The 17875-nt window shown below is 54.6% G+C and carries 18 protein-coding genes; 5 read left to right on the top strand and 13 right to left on the bottom strand.

What is annotated here, in order from left to right; all coding sequences use genetic code 11:
* Positions 1-23: 23 nt before the first annotated feature.
* Complete coding sequence (gene ychF / locus AUP42_RS00990; RefSeq protein WP_062948027.1) at positions 24-1127, top strand: redox-regulated ATPase YchF; 1104 nt, start codon at positions 24-26, stop codon at positions 1125-1127.
* 158 nt (positions 1128-1285) lie between these two features.
* Positions 1286-2035 (top strand): glutamine amidotransferase-related protein, encoded by a 750-nt coding sequence (locus AUP42_RS00985; RefSeq protein WP_062948025.1) that lies wholly within the window; start codon positions 1286-1288, stop codon positions 2033-2035.
* A gap of 22 nt (positions 2036-2057) precedes the next feature.
* Here AUP42_RS00985 and AUP42_RS00980 read toward each other — a convergent pair whose 3' ends face one another.
* The 10 genes from AUP42_RS00980 to AUP42_RS00935 form a co-directional block, all read right to left on the bottom strand.
* Complete coding sequence (locus AUP42_RS00980; RefSeq protein WP_062948480.1) at positions 2058-2576, bottom strand: DUF2478 domain-containing protein; 519 nt, start codon at positions 2574-2576, stop codon at positions 2058-2060.
* Between the two features lie 125 nt (positions 2577-2701).
* Positions 2702-3292, bottom strand: coding sequence for a cytochrome c3 family protein (locus tag AUP42_RS00975; RefSeq protein ID WP_007090079.1), 591 nt, complete (start codon positions 3290-3292; stop codon positions 2702-2704).
* Positions 3293-3303: 11 nt separating this feature from the next.
* Positions 3304-3768 (bottom strand): nitrate reductase cytochrome c-type subunit, encoded by a 465-nt coding sequence (locus AUP42_RS00970; protein ID WP_082824636.1) that lies wholly within the window; start codon positions 3766-3768, stop codon positions 3304-3306.
* An 11-nt stretch (positions 3769-3779) separates the two neighbouring features.
* A complete protein-coding gene (napA, locus tag AUP42_RS00965; protein WP_062948021.1) occupies positions 3780-6284 on the bottom strand; it encodes a periplasmic nitrate reductase subunit alpha in 2505 nt (834 codons plus the stop codon).
* A gap of 42 nt (positions 6285-6326) precedes the next feature.
* Entirely contained in the window at positions 6327-6578 is a 252-nt protein-coding gene (locus AUP42_RS00960; RefSeq protein WP_062948019.1) for a chaperone NapD, read from the bottom strand.
* A complete protein-coding gene (gene napF, locus AUP42_RS00955) occupies positions 6571-7098 on the bottom strand; it encodes a ferredoxin-type protein NapF (protein ID WP_062948017.1) in 528 nt (175 codons plus the stop codon). The genes AUP42_RS00960 and napF overlap by 8 nt, the downstream gene beginning before the upstream one ends.
* 17 nt (positions 7099-7115) lie before the next feature.
* Positions 7116-7289, bottom strand: coding sequence for a periplasmic nitrate reductase, NapE protein (gene napE, locus AUP42_RS00950; protein WP_062948015.1), 174 nt, complete (start codon positions 7287-7289; stop codon positions 7116-7118).
* 221 nt (positions 7290-7510) lie between these two features.
* Positions 7511-8551 (bottom strand): zinc-dependent alcohol dehydrogenase family protein, encoded by a 1041-nt coding sequence (locus AUP42_RS00945; RefSeq protein WP_062948478.1) that lies wholly within the window; start codon positions 8549-8551, stop codon positions 7511-7513.
* 32 nt (positions 8552-8583) lie between these two features.
* Positions 8584-9546, bottom strand: coding sequence for a rhomboid family intramembrane serine protease (locus AUP42_RS00940; protein WP_062948013.1), 963 nt, complete (start codon positions 9544-9546; stop codon positions 8584-8586).
* A gap of 55 nt (positions 9547-9601) precedes the next feature.
* Positions 9602-10525, bottom strand: coding sequence for a LysR substrate-binding domain-containing protein (locus AUP42_RS00935; RefSeq protein WP_062948011.1), 924 nt, complete (start codon positions 10523-10525; stop codon positions 9602-9604).
* Positions 10526-10691: 166 nt separating this feature from the next.
* Between AUP42_RS00935 and AUP42_RS00930 the strand changes: the two genes are divergently transcribed.
* Together AUP42_RS00930 and AUP42_RS00925 are read left to right on the top strand one after the other, a co-directional pair.
* Complete coding sequence (locus AUP42_RS00930) at positions 10692-11219, top strand: peroxiredoxin (RefSeq protein WP_007090070.1); 528 nt, start codon at positions 10692-10694, stop codon at positions 11217-11219.
* A gap of 158 nt (positions 11220-11377) precedes the next feature.
* The gene (locus AUP42_RS00925; RefSeq protein ID WP_062948009.1) at positions 11378-11914 is read left to right on the top strand and encodes a carboxymuconolactone decarboxylase family protein; all 537 of its coding nucleotides are present in this window, start codon (positions 11378-11380) and stop codon (positions 11912-11914) included.
* Positions 11915-11991: 77 nt separating this feature from the next.
* Here the strand turns inward: AUP42_RS00925 and AUP42_RS00920 are convergent, their stop codons facing one another.
* Positions 11992-12798: an alpha/beta fold hydrolase gene (locus tag AUP42_RS00920; RefSeq protein WP_062948007.1), complete on the bottom strand. Its 807-nt coding sequence runs from the start codon at positions 12796-12798 to the stop codon at positions 11992-11994.
* A 116-nt stretch (positions 12799-12914) separates the two neighbouring features.
* A complete protein-coding gene (locus tag AUP42_RS00915) occupies positions 12915-14117 on the bottom strand; it encodes an aspartate transaminase (RefSeq protein WP_062948005.1) in 1203 nt (400 codons plus the stop codon).
* Between the two features lie 318 nt (positions 14118-14435).
* On the opposite strand from AUP42_RS00915, the gene uvrB reads away from it, so the two are divergent.
* Positions 14436-16571, top strand: coding sequence for an excinuclease ABC subunit UvrB (gene uvrB / locus AUP42_RS00910; protein ID WP_062948476.1), 2136 nt, complete (start codon positions 14436-14438; stop codon positions 16569-16571).
* 90 nt (positions 16572-16661) lie between these two features.
* Here the strand turns inward: uvrB and msrP are convergent, their stop codons facing one another.
* A complete protein-coding gene (gene msrP, locus AUP42_RS00905) occupies positions 16662-17630 on the bottom strand; it encodes a protein-methionine-sulfoxide reductase catalytic subunit MsrP (protein WP_062948003.1) in 969 nt (322 codons plus the stop codon).
* Between the last annotated feature and the right edge of the window lie 245 nt (positions 17631-17875).

Genomic DNA, 17875 nt, shown 5'->3' with positions numbered 1-17875 from the left:
AGAAGTGACGGAGCCCGGAAAAGATGGGATTCAAATGCGGTATTGTCGGTCTGCCCAACGTTGGTAAATCGACCCTGTTTAACGCCCTGACACAGACGGCCGCTGCCGAGGCAGCGAACTTCCCGTTCTGTACCATCGAACCGAACACCGGTCGGGTCAGCGTCCCTGATGAACGCCTTGACAAGATTGCAGCCATCGGCAAGTCGGCGACCATCATCCCGACCCAGCTTGAATTCGTTGATATCGCGGGTCTGGTGCGCGGTGCGTCGAAGGGCGAGGGGCTTGGCAACCAGTTCCTGGCCAATATCCGCGAAACCGATGCGATCGTGCATGTTCTGCGGTGCTTCGAAGACGGCGACATCACTCATGTGGAAGGTTCGGTCGATCCTGTACGCGATGCGGAAACCATCGAAACCGAATTGATGCTGGCCGATATGGACAGCCTTGAAAAGCGCGTTACCGGCCTTCAGAAACGTGCCAAGGGTGGTGATAAAGACGCCAAGCTGTCGCTGGAACTGATCGAACGTACGCTTGAAGCCCTGCGCGAAGGCAAGCCGGCCCGTGTTGTTGAAATCAACAACGAAGACGAAGCCAAGGCGTTTCGCATGTTGCAGCTTCTGACCAGCAAGCCGGTCCTTTATGCTTGCAACGTGGATGAAGACAGTGCGGCCGATGGCAATGCGCTTTCGGCCAAGGTTGCCGAAATGGCCGCTTCTCAGGGTGCGCGTTCGGTCGTGATTTCAGCCGCGATTGAGTCCGAAGTTGCCCTTCTCGATAGTGCCGAAGACAAGAAAGAATTCCTTGAAGGCCTTGGTCTTGAAGAAACCGGTCTGACGCGTGTTATTCGCGAAGGCTACAAGCTGCTGAATCTTTTGACCTTCTTCACCGTTGGCCCGAAAGAGGCACGCGCATGGACGGTTCATTCTGGCGCAACCGCCCCGAACGCGGCTGGCGTGATCCATACCGATTTTGAACGTGGTTTCATCAAGGCCGAAACCATTGCCTATGACGATTTCATCGCATTTAACGGTGAAGCCGGTGCGCGTGATAACGGTAAACTGCGTCAGGAAGGCAAGACCTACATCGTCAAGGACGGTGACATCTTCCACTTTAAATTCAACGTCTAAGCCGTTTTACGGCATTATACGACGATTGGGAAATACCCCGAAGGCCATCGCGGAAATGCGGTGGCCTTTTGTCATGTTGTTTTGCCTTTTAGGGTCTCGGGGCTTGTCAAAACGGTTCTAAACCGCCAACATTTCGCTGTCGCAGCAACGAGGTCGGTATGAATGAATTAAGTCCCGTGAAACGCGTTTTGATGGTTTTCAACTCTGCCACCGGTCAGCCCGGTCGGGTGGGGGCCGTTTTGCGGCGGTACGGGTATGAGTTTGATATTCGCCGTCCGGGTGAAGGTGACGCATTACCAACCGATATGGCGGGTTACCATCTGGCGATTGTCTTTGGTGGCCCGATGAGTGCCAATGATGATCATGAAGCCAATGTTGCCAGAATCATGGAATGGCTGCCCCATGTCGTGAACAGCAATGCGATGTATCTGGGCATTTGCCTTGGTGCGCAATTGATGGCACGCCATCTGGGGGCTTCAGTTTCACCCCGTTCCGACGGAATGACCGAGATCGGTTATTACCCGGTTGAGGCAACCGAAGCCGGGCGTGACCTCTTCCCAAATGAAATGATGGTTTATCACTGGCACAGCGAAGGGTTCGAGCTTCCTGACGGGGCCGAACTAATGGCCCGCGGTTCGATTTTCCCCAATCAGGCCTATCACATAGATAACCGCATCTGGGGCATTCAGTTCCATCCCGAAGTTGATGATGAAACGCATGAACGCTGGCTTGCGAAATCGGCGGAGAAGACGGAACGACCGAATGGACAGACCCCTGATCAGCAACGTGCCGGGCGCGCGAAATATGACGCGGCATTTGGGGCGTGGTTTGAGGGGTTTGCGACGCGTGTGCTGATCGACGAGCGGGTTATTATTGTCGATTCAAGCCTTGGTGCATGCAGCGTTTAGGATGCAGCCTGATGAAAGGTCATCAGGCTTCCTGCGTTGCGCATTCCCTGACTTGCTCCTGCCACCAGGTGATGATTGAGTCCTCGTCAAAGGGCAGGGTTTGGGCATAGCCACCGTGGAAGTCCTGCCAGGCGGCGTCATATTCATCGCGAACCCCGACCAGTACCGGAATTCCCAAATCCATTGCCTTTGATATCACGTCGCGCAATCCGCGCCCGTCGGCTTCGCTACGCCCGAACCGGCCAATAATCAGGATATCGGGGGTATGATCCAGATCGCCTTCAAGCTGTTCTGACAGGGTTGCCAATGCATCGCCATCAAGCTTGCAGCCGCGCGCCATTGAACCGCGGTTTTTGGTAATCGGCATTTCATGACCGGTGCCAAGATTGCGGACATAAACCAGAGTCCCGCAATCACGGTCAGCACGGCGTTTCTGCACATAACCCGCGACGCGCAGCCCTTTGGCAACGATGTGATTTGCCAGACGATCCAGCAGATCGTCGATACCGTCTTTGGGAAGAAAGGGGATACCAGCCAGCATGGATTTATCCCCGGTCGCCATTTGGCAAAATTTCGGTACCACCAAGTATCGTCAACGTCATCGTTCGTCCTTCGCGCGGATTTCGGCGTGATCGCCACACAGATACGATCACGCCGGAAAATCGGTTACTGCCACTCGGGAACACCCGACATGTCAGGTAGATGATGCGCGATCCCTTTGTGACAGTCGATACATGTCTTTTCGCCGGTGAACAAAAATTTCTCGTGCGCTTCGACGGCGCGCGGGCTTTGGCGGGTGATGTCCATTGATTCAGCAGAATGGCAGTTACGGCATTCCAGCGAATTGTTGGCTTTCAGCCGGGCCCATTCGTGCTGGGCCAGTTCAAGACGCTTTTCAACAAACTTGTCGCGTGTGCTGATGGTGCCGAAAATCTTGCCCCAGACTTCCTTGGATGCCTGCATTTTACGGGCAATCTTGTCAGTCCATTCATGTGGAACATGACAATCCGGACAGGTGGCGCGCACACCGGACCGGTTGGAATAGTGGATGGTTGATTTAAGTTCGGCAAAAACGTTGTCCCGCATTTCATGACATGAAATGCAAAACTTTTCGGTATTTGTTGCTTCGAGTGCGGTGTTGAACCCGCCCCAGAAGATAACACCAGCAACGAAGCCGCCCAGCGTCAAAAAGGCGAGGCTGAAATGCACACTTGGTGAATTCAGGACCTTCCAATAGCGTTTCAGAAGATCGAACATCGGCAATCTCCCTATTCCGCGATCCGCGTGCTGTTATTGGGCAGCAATGCATCAATATCGACAAAGCTGTTGCCGACCAGCGGCTCGACCTGACGTTGGGACACATGACACTGCGTGCAGAAATAGCGCCGCGGGCTGACCGCGGCCAAAAACTGACCGTCCCGATCCATGAAATGGGTGATCGAAACCATCGGTGCACCACTTTCGCCGGTGCGCGACCGCGCATGGCATGACAGGCATTTATTGGCGTTTTTATCGATCTGATATCCTTCGATATCGTGCGGGATGGTTGGCGGCTGTTCGGGATAATTGCGCGGACGTTTCTGGTCCGTATCCTCGAAGTTGCTGATCCGTGGGGCCGTGCTTTCCTGATCGGGGGCGGTATTGCGCAGGGTGGTGATCGGTTCGGCGGCATATGCCGCGCCAGCAATTGCAATAATCGCCAGCGCCATGAGCCATTTCGGGGTCATTTTCATGGTTTCCTCCCTCACACCTTTTCCAGACGGACGGCGCATTTCTTGAAATCCGTCTGTTTGGACATCGGGTCGGTTGCATCCAGCGTGACCTTGTTAATCAACTGGCTGGCATCGAACCACGGCACAAAGATCAGTCCGCGCGGTGGTTTGTTGCGGCCGCGTGTTTCAACACGAGTACGCATTTCGCCACGTCTTGAAATTACCCGGACCTCGTCACCGCGACGCATGCCCATTTCGGCGGCGTCGTCGGGATGGAGGAAGCAAAGAGCATCGGGGAAGGCCCGATACAGTTCCGGCACGCGTTCAGTCATGGAACCGGAATGCCAGTGTTCCAGAACACGCCCGGTGCACAGCCAATAGGGATATTCTTCATCCGGGCTCTCGGCCGCGGGTTCATAAGGCAGGGCGAAGATGCGTGCCTTGCCATCCTTGTGGCCATAAAATTCGACACCGGCCCCCGGTGTGACATAGGGATCGTAGCCTTCGCGATACCGCCACAGGGTTTCCTTGCCGTCGACCACCGGCCAGCGCAGACCGCGAACCTCATGATATCGATCGAACGGTGCAAGGTCGTGACCATGGCCGCGGCCAAAGGTTGCGTATTCCTCGAATAGGCCTTTTTGAACGTAGAAACCGAAATGCTTGGCTTCGGCGTTGTTATAGTCCGGTGCGGTATCCTCAAGCGGGAATTTGTTGACCTGTCCGTTCTGGAACAGCACGTCAAACATGGTTTTACCACGCAGTTCCGGTGCCTTGGCCAGAAGGTCTTCGGGCCAGACTTCCTCGATGGCGAATCGTTTGGAAAATTCCATCAATTGCCACAGATCGGATTTGGCTTCGCCCGGGGCATCGACAAGCTGATGCCACATATGCGTGCGGCGTTCGGCATTGCCATAACAGCCTTCTTTTTCGACCCACATGGCAGTCGGCAGGATCAGATCGGCGGCCTCGCAGGTTACGGTCGGATAGACGTCTGAAACGGCAATGAAGTTTTCCGGGTTGCGGTAACCGGGCCAGCCTTCCTCGTTCATGTTGGCGCCAGCCTGCATGTTGTTATTGCACTGGACCCAGTACGCGTTGAGCTTGCCGTCCTTGAGCATGCGGTTTTGCAGTACCGCATGGTAGCCGACTTTGTCGGGAATTGTGCCTTCGGGCAGTTTCCAGATTTCTTCGGCGTGTTTGCGGTGTTCGGGATTGGTCACCACCAGATCGGCGGGCAGGCGATGGGAAAACGTGCCGACTTCGCGCGCCGTGCCGCAGGCCGACGGTTGCCCCGTCAGCGAGAAGGGCGAATTGCCCGGTTCGGCGATTTTACCGGTCAGAAGATGAATGTTGTAGCAAAGGTTGTTGGCCCAAACCCCACGGGTATGCTGGTTAAAGCCCATCGTCCAGAAGGACGTGACCTTGATTTTCGGATCGGCATAAAGTTCGGCCAGTGCTTCGAGGCGCTCCTTGGGAACGCCGGTCATTTCATGGACCTTATCAAGGGTGTATTCCGAGACGAATTCGGCGAACTCGTCAAATGTCATGTCGGTCGAACCACCGGCATCGGATGCATTCTGGGCCGACTGTTCGCGCGGATCTTCGGGGCGCAGACCATAACCGATATCGGTGTTGCCGCGGCGGAAGACCGTGTGTTTGTTGACAAAGTCGGTATTGACCCGGTCAGTCTGGATAATGTGATTGGCGATATAGTTCAGGATCGCCAGATCGGTCTGCGGTTTGAATACCATCGGGATGTCGGCAAGATCAAAGCAGCGATGCTCATAGGTCGACAGGACCGCGACCTTGACATGCGGTGCCGACAGGCGGCGATCGGTAACACGCGTCCAGAGGATCGGGTGCATTTCCGCCATGTTCGATCCCCAAAGCACAAAGGCATCGGCGGCTTCCATGTCGTCATAGCATCCCATCGGTTCATCCATGCCAAATGTGCGCATGAAACCGACAACGGCGGACGCCATGCAATGACGTGCATTGGGGTCAAGGTTGTTGGATCGGAAACCGGCCTTCATCAGTTTGGAGGCGGCATAACCTTCCCAGACCGTCCATTGGCCAGACCCGAACATGCCAACAGAAGTCGGCCCCTTTGCCTTGAGTGCGGCCTTCCATTTTTCGGCCATCACGTCAAAGGCCTCGTCCCATGAGACGGGGGTAAAGTCGCCGTTCTTGTCATAGACGCCGTTCTTTTTACGCAGCAAAGGCTGTGTCAGGCGGTCTTCGCCATACATGATCTTTGACAGGAAGTAACCTTTGACGCAATTCAGGCCACGGTTAACCGGGGACAGGACATCGCCATGGGTGGCAACCACATGGTTGTCCTTGGTCGCGACCATGACCGAACAGCCCGTGCCACAGAATCGGCAGGGGGCCTTCGACCATTTCAGTTGTGTGTGTTCCGCATCGGTGACCAGATTTTGTGCCGCTGCGGGCAGGCTGATGCCAGCAGCCGCGGCGGCAACTGCGGCGGCTTTTGCTTTCAGGGCATCGCGACGGGATATCTTTGCCTTGAACATTTTTAATTTCCTCGAGCCAAAGGTCAGACGGATTATTGGTTGTTATTGGGCATTTTCACTGTGGTGAAAGACCAGGTTAACCCCCAGAACACCGGGGATGTCGCCGATCTCTTTCATGCCGTCGGCGAGCTGTCGGTCGCTTTCGGCTTCCATCACGACAACGATTTTTCCGGACGGATCATCGGCACTGATTTCAGTATCGGGCATGTTCAGAAGGGCTGCCTTGATTGCTGTCATATTTTCAGGGCGAGACTGAATGATCATGCTGGAGATCACGCCGACTTTGTCATCCATGGGCTATCTCCGTTGCGGGTTTGATTGAAATGGCATCAACCGGACAGGCGCTAAAACAGGCACCACAGCCGGTACAAAGATCGTCGTCGATCAATACGCGGGCGCGACCGCCCAATTGCGGAATGATGTGGATGGCACTTTCGGGGCAGACATCACCGCAGGAACGGCAATAGACACCATCTTCGGCAAAGCATTTGCTGCTGACAGAAACGTCAAGATGCCAAGGGGCCGTAACCGAACGATCAAAGACCGGTTCGGAACAGGCATCGGCACAGGCATCACAAAAAGTGCATTCGCCCTTCCCAAAATCAATTTCCGGCAGGCCACCCTTGCCGATGGCGATGATGTTTTCCGGGCATGCAGGAATACAGTCCCCGCAGGCAGTGCAGCTTTCATCAAACTGCCAGGCCCAGGGAGGTCGGATAACCATTGGCGTTTGCGTTCCGCCCGTGTCTGCATTCAAGCCGCGCAGACCGGAAAAGAAAGCACGCCGACTGGCAACTTTCGGTGCGGATGACATGGCGACGTTCCCCGATGTTACATCGGTGGTCCAGGAGGTCCGGCAAACATCTGATAAATCCAGATTGAAAATCCAAGCCCACCGACCAGCGCAACCGCCAACACCGGGGCCAGGACAACGGCCAGCAGAATAAAACAGCGCAATTCGGTTTTGCGCCGCGTGCCGGAATCCATTGTTTGAATATCTGTCATCGGTTCCCTCTCTTTGCAGGCTGGAAACCGTTTCTTTCGCACTTTGTATCCCCTGCGAAAGCCGGTGTTCTCTTGTGAGTTATTTAAATACCCACAAGGAACGTAAGGACGAACCGGAATGCATTCAACCAATAATATAATAAAAGCGATCAGTCTTAAATTATAAGTATTCTAAAGTGTGCGGCTATACTGCGGGGCGCCTGTCATATTCAATATTGGTGTTAGAAGCGGTCGATCACGGTCACGCCGGTGCTGACGAAATTATCCATATTCATCAAGGCCGTTGCACCCTCGGCCAGGGTGACTCGATCCCTGATCAGTTTTTGCGGTGCGAGTTTGCCGGTCATGATCATGTCGATCATCGCGTCATAGCGGAATGCCTGCATGCCGTGACTGCCAAGGATTTCAAGTTCGTGGGCGACAACGCGATCCATCGGAACGCGGGCATGAGCATGATCACCGGTCATGAGTCCGATCTGGATATGCTTGCCGCGTTTGCGTAAAGATGACACCGAATTGAAGCTGGTGATCGCACTGCCGAGGGCATCAACGGAGACGTGCGCCCCGCCGTCGGACAAGTCCCTGATCGCGGACGGAATGTCATCACAGTTTTCGGCGTTCAGGATATCTATCGCGCCAAGTTCGCGGGCAAGGTCAAGCTTGGCATCGTCGATATCAACCGCGATGACACGCGCCCCGGCCGCCGCGGCAATCATGATCGCCGAAAGTCCGACGCCGCCGCAGCCATGCACGGCAACAACTTGACCGGCACTGACTTTGCCCTGATCGATCACGCCACGAAAACTGGTTGCAAAACGACAGCCAAGGCTGGCGGCGGTGGCGAAATCCATTTCTTCGGGCAGGCGCACCAGATTGGTATCGGCATAATCAATCGCGACATATTCGGCAAAGCTTCCCCAATGGGTAAAGCCCGGCTGGAACTGATGATCGCAGACCTGATGATTGCCGCTGTGACATTCCGGGCAATGACCGCAGCCCGACACGAATGGGACCGTGACCCGATCACCAACTTTCCAGCGTTTGATATCCTTGCCAACCGCTTCGATGGTGCCTGCAAATTCATGGCCGGGAACGTGGGGAAGTTTGACATCGGAATCATGGCCCATCCAGCCGTGCCAGTCGCTGCGGCAAAGGCCGGTTGCCATGACCTTGATGACAACGCCGCCATTTTCCGGAGTAGGGTCGTCGAGTGTCTGAACTTCGACAGGACCTTGATATTCGGTGAAAAAGGCAGCGCGCATGATCGTTCCCCGGTTCGAATGATAGATTTTGGTCAAGTATTGTCGGGTTCATCCCCGCGATGCAAGCGCGTAACTTTCGGTACGCCAACACCGGGTTTGGATTGTGGTTTCGGCGGCTGATACCGGCCCCATGGGGATTTGTCGGTATTGGTTTCGCCTGCACGACCCCATGGCCCGCGCCCGGCGCGTTTCATCCGTTCGCGGCGTGCCGCACGTTCAGCCTCGTAGGCAGCAGCCCAGGGTGGAGGGGCGGTATTGGTTGCATTGCCCTTGCGCCCCGGACGGTAAACACCAAAAACCGGAACCTGTTTCGGGCCACCCTGCCAAAGGGGGATATGGCGATATTTGAAAAACGGGATCAGTACCAAACCTGCAAAGAAACCGGCAATATGAGCCAGAATGGCAACGCCCTGTTCGGCGCCGCTCGACAGATTGACAAACTGCATCCCGATCCAGAGGCCAAGGACGGCGACCGCCGGGACGTAAAAGATAAACACCCAGAAAAACCAGACCAGAACCCGCGCCTTGGGAAACAGCAGGAAATATGCACCGAGTACCCCAGCCAGTGCGCCGGATGCGCCGATCATCGGGATTTGTGATGTTGTATCCAGCAGGCCATGACCAAGTGCGGCAGCAATACCGCAGACAAGGTAAAACACCAGAAACCGGAAATGTCCCATGGCGTCTTCGACATTGTTGCCGAACACCCAAAGATACAACATGTTGCCGCCAATATGCATCCAGCCGCCATGCATGAACATGGCGCTAAAGATCGACAGGAACTCAAAGCCCGGTGGAAAAACCGCAAGCTGCGGGGGCAACTGGGCATGCCCGAACAGGATAGCCGGGATGGCACCATATTGCAGATTGACCTGAAACTGGCTTTGCGGCGCAAGGGATACGGTTAACAGGAACACGACGACATTTACGGCAATCAGGCCATATGTCACCCATGGGGTGATGGTTGTCGGGTTGTTATCCTTGATTGGCAGCATAGGTTATCGTCCGGTCCCGTGGCTTTCCCGTAAAAGGCAGGGAGTCACTGTGCAATCAGGCGACATGCGATCGTTCGCAGGTTTCAAGCGTGTTGCGCAAATATGTTCCCAACTGGCGGAATTCTTTTTTACGTGCGGAACTACGCCGCCAGACCAGTCCGATACGACGAACGGGGACCGGGTTCTGGAACGGAAGAATGGCAAGCGAGTCGGGTCGGCGCGCCTCCACCTCCAGCGACATTTCCGGAAGCAGGGTGGCACCGATACCGGCAACGACCATCTGAACCAGTGTCGACAGGCTGTTGGCTTGGAAATCGGCGGATTTGCTCCAGCCGGCTTTTTGACAGACTTCCAGTGCCTGATCGCGCAGACAATGACCGTCTTCAAGAAGCAGAAGCTTTTCATCCTTGATATCGGCGATATCGATTTTCTTTTTGCGTGTCAGCGGATTGTCGGGGCTGCAGGCAAAAACGAACCTGTCTTCGAACAGGTCCATTTCTTCGAGCCAGTTTTCCTCGATCGGCAGGGCGATCAGGGCAATGTCGAGTTTCCCGGCTGCAAGAAGTTCGACAAGCTTGGCTGTCTGGTCTTCGCGCAGGAAGGGCTGCAATTTCGGGAAACCGGATTTAAGGCGGTTCATTACATCGGGCAGAAGATAGGGGCCGATTGTCGGGATCACGCCAAAATTGATCGGGCCTGAAAGCGGTTCGGTTGCCGACTGCGCCATCATGGTCAGTTCATCAACTTCGTGCAGGATATTTCGCGCCCGCGAAACAACCTCGCGGCCAAGCGGGGTGATCAGGACCTGACGCTTGTTGCGTTCCACCAACTGGGCGCCAAGCAGGTTTTCAAGCTCGCTGATGGCAGCCGACAGGCTGGGTTGGGTGATAAAGCATGCCTCGGCAGCACGGCCAAAATGGCCGGTTTCCGACAATGCGACCAGATATTTGAGCTGCTTGATGCTGGGTTGGGCAGCCATAAATTTTTCCTATCGAACATCGAAATTAATTCTATTGGTCTTAGTTAGTTCATTTAACTACAAATCGCCAGCAAGGAGTGCATTATTGCACTTGCGAACAAAATTTGTACGGTCTGTCGGGGACCGTCTCTGGGATAAATTTGAACCAAGGTTAGGAGTAACCAAAATGCTTACAGTTGGCGATACGCTTCCAGAATTCAATCTTACCGGCGTTTCGGGCAAAGGTCCGGACAGCTTCGCACCGGTTACCGACAAGTCCTATGAAGGCAAATGGAAGATCCTGTTCTTCTGGCCGAAAGACTTCACCTTTGTTTGCCCGACCGAAATCGTTGGTTACGGTGAACTGAACGGTGACTTCGAAGACCGTGATGCGGTTCTGCTTGGTTGCTCGACCGATACCGATTTCGTCCATGCCGCATGGCGTACCCACCACGAAGACCTGGGCGACAGCCCGTTCGTCTGGCTTGCTGACGAGAAAAAAGAACTTTCGAACGCGCTTGGTGTTCTGGCGAAAGGCGAAGGCGTTGCATTGCGTGCGACCTTCATCATCGATCCGGACAACATCATCCGTCACGTTCAGGTCAACGACCTTTCGGTTGGTCGTAACCCGCAGGAAGCCCTGCGTATTCTTGATGCGCTGCAGACTGACGAACTCTGCCCGTGCAACTGGAACCAGGGTGAAGCAACCCTTTAAGGTTTTCCAGACCGATTTGGATCCGGGTTTTGGCCCGGATCCGCTTTCAGTCCATCGGTGAAATTAATCCACGTACCCGCAAGACTTGCGGTGTGCACGATGGCTGCGGGCATTTTTCAGTTTTGAATTTCATTCTTCAGTCAAAAGGGGATGCTTCAATGTCTTCCATTTCCGAAATCAAAGACGTCATGCCGGATTATGCCAAGGATCTGAAGCTGAACCTTAGCAGTCTTGCCAACAACCCTGGCATGACCGATCAGCAGGTTTACGGCACCGCGCTTGCGTGCGCCTATGCATCGCGGAACGCGAAGCTTTTGAAAGCCGTTGCCGCCGAAGCCAAAACCAAGCTGAGCGACGAGGCATTCGAAGCGGCCAAAGGGGCGGCTGCGATCATGGGTATGAACAATATCTATTATCGTTTCATGCATCTGGTGTCCGAGCCGGAATATGCCACCATGCCAGCACGCCTGCGTATGAACATCATTGGTAAACCGGGCATTGATAAAGCCGATTTCGAGCTGTTCTCGCTTGCAGTTTCGGCAATCAATGGCTGCGGCATGTGCATCGACAGCCACGAGAAAGTTTTGAAAACTGCCGGTATCAAAAAAGAAACCGTTCAGAATGCGGTGCGTATTGCATCCGTCATTCATGCGGTTGCAGTTGTTCTTGATGCCGAGGACGCGCTGGCCGAATAAGACCAAACCGACTGTCTTGTCGGACTAAGTATTGGAAAAGCCCCGCCTGCCAAACGCAGCGGGGCTTTTTTTGTGAGTCAGGCAGTCACCGGTTCGATCTGACGAAGCAGCTTTTGGCTGGCTTCGATGATCAGATCCGGCTGATCGAAATGCGGGATATGGCCGCAGTCCGTAAGGATCATTTTGGTCGCATTTCCGCTGACCTTGTCGCAGATGATATGAACCTGTTCGTCGCTGCCGAACTGGTCGTCATTTCCCTGAATGACCAGAAGCGGGCAGGTGATGCTGGGCAGTTCGTCAATCATCTGCCAGTCGCGAAACGCCGGTTGGCGCCATGTATCGACCCATGCACGAAATACCGCATCGGTCTGGAAGAAATGATGCCGTTCGAGTTTTGATTTCCAGTCGGTGTTGGCGTAGATCGATGCGGCTTCGTTGATCCCGGCAACCGTGACGTCCTCGACAAAAACATGCGCGGCTTCGCTGATGACTGCGCGGATATTGTTTGGGAACCGGGCGGCATATTTAAGCGCGATGGTCGCACCGTCGCTATGGCCAAACAGGATCGGGCGATCTAGGCCAAGTCCACTGATCAGTCCGTGCAGATAGATATCGGTTTCCGTGTTGTGGAAATCGACAGGGCGGGGGATGTCGTCCGGGCCGTGCGGGTCGGATTTGCCGTGCCCACGCCGTTCATAGACAATCACCGGATGGCCGGTTGCAGTGGCTAGTCTGGCCGGGAAATCGCGCCACATGCGGATGGTGCCGAGTGCCTCGTGCAGGAACAGGATCGTTGGCGCATCGGGCCTGACATTGGTTGGTATGATCCGCTGACAGGACAGGCTGATGCCGTCCACGGTAACGTAGAAATTCTCGTTTTGCATGATATGTCCGATTTATCGGTAATTCAGTGCGTAAATGTTGAATTGGATAATGGACAAAAAAACAGGGCCCGGCAAGTGCCGGGCCCCAACGAATTTTCCGTGATCGAAAAACCGGCTTATTTCAGCGCAGCACAGGCACGTTTAATGCGCGCGCATGCTTCGGTCAGTGCTTCGGTCGAGGTGGCATAGGAAATGCGGAAATACGGTGCAAGACCGAATGCCGAACCCTGAACCGCGGCAACACCCTCGGCCTCGAGAAGGTAGGTCACGAAATCGGTATCGGTTTCGATCACTTTGCCGTCCGGAGTTTTCTTGCCAATCGTGCCTGCGCAGGACGGATAGACGTAAAACGCGCCTTCCGGCTTTTTGCAGGAGAGACCTTCGCATTCATTCATGGCCTTAACGACCAGATCGCGACGTTCCTTGAACACTTCGGCGCGTTCTTTCAGGAAGTCCTGCGGGCCGTTTAGGGCTTCGACCGATGCGGCCTGGCTGATCGAGGAGGTATGCGTGCTGGACTGCGACTGAACCTTGTTGATCGCCTTGATCAGTTCAACCGGGCCCGCAGCATAACCAAGACGCCAGCCGGTCATGGCATAGGATTTCGACACACCGTTACAGGTCAGGGTACGCGATTTCAGTTTCGGTTCGATCTGCGCGATGGTGGTGAATTCGAAACCGTCATAGACGAGATGTTCGTACATGTCGTCCGACATGACCCAGACATTTTCATGTTTTAGCAGAACATCGGCAATCGCGCGCAGTTCGGCACGTGAATAGGCCGCACCGGTCGGGTTTGACGGCGAGTTCAGAACAACCCATTTGGTTTTCGGCGTGATCGCGGCTTCGAGTTCGGCGGCGGTGATTTTGAAGTCGTTTTCTTCCTGGCATTCAACAACAACCGGAACGCCTTCGGCCATCAGGGTCATATCCGGATAGGACACCCAGTACGGTGCCGGAATGATGACTTCGTCACCCGGGTTCAGCGTTGCGAACAGCGCGTTGAAAAGCGTCTGTTTGCCACCGCAACCGACGGTGATTTCGTCGATAGTGTATTCCAGGTCATTTTCACGTTTGAACTTCGCGACAATCGCCTTGCGCAGTTCCGGAGTACCAGCGACCGGAGTATATTTGGTCTTGCCAGCATCAAGGGCTGCTTTGGCGGCGTCTTTGATGTTGTCGGGGGTATCGAAATCCGGCTCGCCTGCGCCAAGGCCGATCACATCAACGCCGGCAGCCTTGAGTTCGGCAGCCTTGGTGGTGACAGCAATGGTAGGAGAGGGCTTGATACGGCTCAAACGGTCGGCAATAAACGCCATTGGTCTGTTTCCCTGGAATGAAATGAAATAGAAAGAATCGCTTTCTTTCGGTTCGGACCCTACGCCCGTGTTTAAAGCAATTCAAGGCAGTTTCGCGCCTTTTGCGGGTTCTTTGGGATGAAAACGGCCCATCATGGCATCCGATCCGAAAGTCATGACGTTTTAACGCGATGGTTCGATGCCTGTTCCGGCGTTTTTTGTCCTGACGTCTCCTGACAACTACTGACAGCAGTTGTCAGGGCCAGGGGTTGCGATGTTGTCGCGGTGGCCTATAACTATGGTCATGTCCAAAAAGGGATCAGTCCGATGAATGCGCCGATGTATGGCTTACCTGAATTCTTGCTGAAACGTCGTCCACCGGTTGCGGGATCGCACGAATTCAAACTGGTGACCGATTATGAGCCCGCAGGTGATCAGCCAAAGGCGATTGCCGAGCTGATGGACGGGATCAATAGCGAAGAACGCGATCAGGTGTTGCTGGGTGTGACCGGGTCGGGCAAGACCTTTACCATGGCCAACATTATTGCCAAAACGCAGCGCCCCGCCCTTGTTCTTGCGCCGAACAAGACGCTGGCGGCACAGCTTTATTCAGAGATGAAGGCGTTCTTCCCGGAAAACGCGGTAGAGTATTTCGTATCCTATTACGACTATTACCAGCCCGAAGCCTATATCCCACGCTCGGACACCTATATCGAAAAAGACAGTTCGATCAACGAACAGATCGACCGGATGCGCCATGCGGCGACGCGTGCGATCCTTGAACGCAACGACTGTATCATCGTGGCATCTGTTTCCTGCATCTACGGTATCGGTGCGGTTGAAACCTATCTTGAGATGACACAGCGGATTGCGGTGGGTGATGAGGTTGATCGCAACCTGATCATGAAGCGGCTGGTCGAGTTGCAATATACCCGCAACGACGCCGCATTCTCGCGCGGGACATTCAGGGTGCGCGGGGATGTTCTGGAAATCTTTCCGGCCCACGCCGAGGATCGCGCATGGCGTGTTTCAATGTTTGGTGACGAGGTCGAGGAACTGGCGGAATTTGATCCGCTGACCGGGCATAAGTTTGCCACCATGGACTCGGTCACTGTCTATGCCAATTCGCACCATGTCACGCCTCGTCCGACATTGGTACAGGCGATGGCCGGCATCAAACAGGAACTGAAAGACCGGCTTGCGCAGTTCCAACAGGAAGGCAAACTTCTGGCAGCCGAGCGGATCGAACAGCGCACGATGTTCGATCTGGAAATGATGGAAACCGTGGGCCACTGCAAGGGGATTGAAAACTATTCCCGCTGGCTTTCGGGACGTAATCCCGGCGAGCCGCCGCCGACATTGTTTGAATATCTGCCGGAAAATGCGTTGCTGTTTGTTGATGAAAGTCACGTTGCCGTGCCGCAGATCGGTGGCATGTTCAGGGGCGACTATAATCGCAAATTCACCCTGGCCGAACATGGCTTCCGCCTGCCGAGTTGCGTGGATAACCGTCCACTGAAATTCGAGGAATGGGAAGCCATGCGCCCGCAAAGCGTGTTTGTATCGGCAACGCCGGGCAACTGGGAAATGGAACGCACCGGCGGTGTGTTTGCCGAACAGGTCATCCGCCCGACCGGCCTGATTGACCCGGTTTGTATTATCCGCCCGGTTGAAACGCAGGTCGATGACCTGTTGGCGGAGGCAAAGGAATGTGCGGCGAAGGGGCAGCGTGTTCTGGTTACGACGCTGACAAAGCGCATGGCCGAGGATTTGACCGAGTATCTCCATGAACATGGTGTGCGGGTCCGGTATCTGCATTCGGATATCGATACGCTTGAACGCATCGAGATCATTCGCGATCTTCGGCTTGGCGTGTTTGATGTTCTGGTTGGCATCAACCTTCTGCGTGAAGGCTTGGACATCCCGGAATGTGCGCTTGTTGCGATTCTGGATGCGGACAAGGAAGGTTTCCTTCGGTCGAAAACATCACTGGTGCAGACCATAGGGCGCGCGGCGCGTAACATTGATGGCCGGGTTTTGCTTTATGCCGACAAGATGACCGACAGTCTGGAATATGCGATTGGCGAAACCAACCGCCGCCGCGAAAAACAGATTGCCTATAACGAAGCCAATGGCATCACGCCAGAATCGGTGCGCAGCAAAATCCGCGATGTTCTGGAAAGCGTTGCCGAGCATGATTACGTCACGGTCGATACCGGTGTTTCTGGCGATATTCTGATCGGGCACAATCTGCGTGCGCATATCGAAGACCTTGAAAAACGCATGCGTGAAGCCGCTGGAAACCTTGAATTCGAGGAAGCAGCCCGCCTGCGTGACGAGATCAAGCGCCTTGAAGATCAGGAACTTGGCCTTGCCGATGCCGGGCCGATGGCACGCAGCATTGGAACCATCGGGCCGGGATCGAAATCGGCCAACAAGCCGAAATACAAAGGCCGTCGGCGCAGCGGCCCCTGATTTGCTGTAATATTGATTAACGAAAACAAGGCCCGGAACACTCGCAGGTTTCGGGCCTTGTTGGTTTTTCCGAGTGGGTGGGAAGGACAATTACATAAACAGCTTTTCGTCTTCCATGCCCTTGTAAAGATCGGCAACATACTGGCCATAGCCATTGTAAATCTGTGTCGGGACTTCATCACCCGTGGTCAGCAGGCGTTCCTGTGCCTGGCTCCAGCGGGGATGCGGAACTTTGGGGTTCACATTGGCCCAAAAGCCGTATTCGCCGTCATTAAGCTGTTCCCAGAAACTGACCGGGCGTTTGTCGGTAAAGGTAAAGCGGACAATCGATTTGACGTTCTTGAAACCGTATTTCCACGGGGTAACCAGACGCAGCGGTGCGCCGTTCTGTTTTGGAAGCGGTTCGCCGTATATGCCGGTTGCGATCATCGCAAGTTCGTTTGTGGCCTCTTCAATTGTCAGGCCTTCGATATAGGGCCATGGATACCAGAACTGCCGCAGGCCCGGCATGGTATCCTTTTGTTCGGCAGTTTGCATTTCGATGTATTTTGCGCCTGAAAGCGGTTTGGCATAATCAACCAGTGCCTTCATCGGGAAACCGGTCCAGGGCACGGTCATCGCCCAGGCTTCGACGCAGCGGAAGCGATAAACGCGTTCTTCCAGCGGCATTTTGCGCACCAGATCATCAAAATCGATTTCAATCGGTTTTTCGACCATGCCGTCGATCTTGACTGTCCATGGGCGGATTTTCATCGCCTGGGCCGCGTCGGAAATGAATTTGTGCGATCCGAATTCATAGAAGTTGTTATAGGTCAGCGCCTTGGATTTATCGGTAATGGCGCGATCAACGACATAGGCCGGATTGCGCATCGCCGGATAAAGATCGGCGGTTGGATCGGATCCTTGTGCAAGGGCGCGACCGATCGGCAGGCTGGTTGCCGCCGCGCCGATCGATCCTGCGGCAATGCCTTTCAGGAACTGGCGACGGTTCTTGTAAATGGATTGCGGGGTTGCATCGCGTTCGGCGATTTCCCAACCCTTCTTGCGGCGTATCAGCATCTAACCCTCCAATCTGGCGTATTCCCAATGTCTAAGGAAAAGGTGCTTCGGGCAAGTAACGCCTCGGTGAGGGGGCAGTGAAGCCGGAAATGTGTCCGAAACGCCCATTGGTGCGCTTTGTTCTGCATACGATAGAAAAATCGCAACGGATTGATCGTGCCAGATGATCGGTTGCAGGGTATTGTGATCATAAATCAAACGATCCGGCTGACAGGAACGACGATGCAGTTGCTATTTGGGGAACG

It is taken from the genome of Thalassospira lucentensis, assembly GCF_001613805.1.
In the GTDB taxonomy this organism is placed as follows: Bacteria; Pseudomonadota; Alphaproteobacteria; order Rhodospirillales; family Thalassospiraceae; genus Thalassospira; species Thalassospira lucentensis_A.
The sequence above is the reverse complement of the archived record's forward strand: the minus strand, read 5'-3'. Positions and strand labels throughout refer to the sequence as shown.

Bases quoted from the DNA above. Each gene is read 5' to 3' on its own strand.
- msrP (WP_062948003.1), bottom strand. From the start codon at position 17,630: ATGCTGATACGCCGCAAGAAGGGTTGGGAAATCGCCGAACGCGATGCA.
- napE (WP_062948015.1), bottom strand. From the start codon at position 7,289: ATGACAGATATTCAAACAATGGATTCCGGCACGCGGCGCAAAACCGAA.
- napA (WP_062948021.1), bottom strand. From the start codon at position 6,284: ATGTTCAAGGCAAAGATATCCCGTCGCGATGCCCTGAAAGCAAAAGCC.
- uvrB (WP_062948476.1), top strand. From the start codon at position 14,436: ATGTATGGCTTACCTGAATTCTTGCTGAAACGTCGTCCACCGGTTGCG.
- ychF (WP_062948027.1), top strand. From the start codon at position 24: ATGGGATTCAAATGCGGTATTGTCGGTCTGCCCAACGTTGGTAAATCG.
- AUP42_RS00980 (WP_062948480.1), bottom strand. From the start codon at position 2,576: ATGCTGGCTGGTATCCCCTTTCTTCCCAAAGACGGTATCGACGATCTG.
- AUP42_RS00985 (WP_062948025.1), top strand. From the start codon at position 1,286: ATGAATGAATTAAGTCCCGTGAAACGCGTTTTGATGGTTTTCAACTCT.
- AUP42_RS00970 (WP_082824636.1), bottom strand. From the start codon at position 3,768: ATGAAAATGACCCCGAAATGGCTCATGGCGCTGGCGATTATTGCAATT.
- AUP42_RS00925 (WP_062948009.1), top strand. From the start codon at position 11,378: ATGTCTTCCATTTCCGAAATCAAAGACGTCATGCCGGATTATGCCAAG.
- AUP42_RS00935 (WP_062948011.1), bottom strand. From the start codon at position 10,525: ATGGCTGCCCAACCCAGCATCAAGCAGCTCAAATATCTGGTCGCATTG.
- AUP42_RS00920 (WP_062948007.1), bottom strand. From the start codon at position 12,798: ATGCAAAACGAGAATTTCTACGTTACCGTGGACGGCATCAGCCTGTCC.
- AUP42_RS00945 (WP_062948478.1), bottom strand. From the start codon at position 8,551: ATGCGCGCTGCCTTTTTCACCGAATATCAAGGTCCTGTCGAAGTTCAG.
- AUP42_RS00930 (WP_007090070.1), top strand. From the start codon at position 10,692: ATGCTTACAGTTGGCGATACGCTTCCAGAATTCAATCTTACCGGCGTT.
- AUP42_RS00975 (WP_007090079.1), bottom strand. From the start codon at position 3,292: ATGTTCGATCTTCTGAAACGCTATTGGAAGGTCCTGAATTCACCAAGT.
- AUP42_RS00940 (WP_062948013.1), bottom strand. From the start codon at position 9,546: ATGCTGCCAATCAAGGATAACAACCCGACAACCATCACCCCATGGGTG.
- AUP42_RS00960 (WP_062948019.1), bottom strand. From the start codon at position 6,578: ATGGATGACAAAGTCGGCGTGATCTCCAGCATGATCATTCAGTCTCGC.
- napF (WP_062948017.1), bottom strand. From the start codon at position 7,098: ATGTCATCCGCACCGAAAGTTGCCAGTCGGCGTGCTTTCTTTTCCGGT.
- AUP42_RS00915 (WP_062948005.1), bottom strand. From the start codon at position 14,117: ATGGCGTTTATTGCCGACCGTTTGAGCCGTATCAAGCCCTCTCCTACC.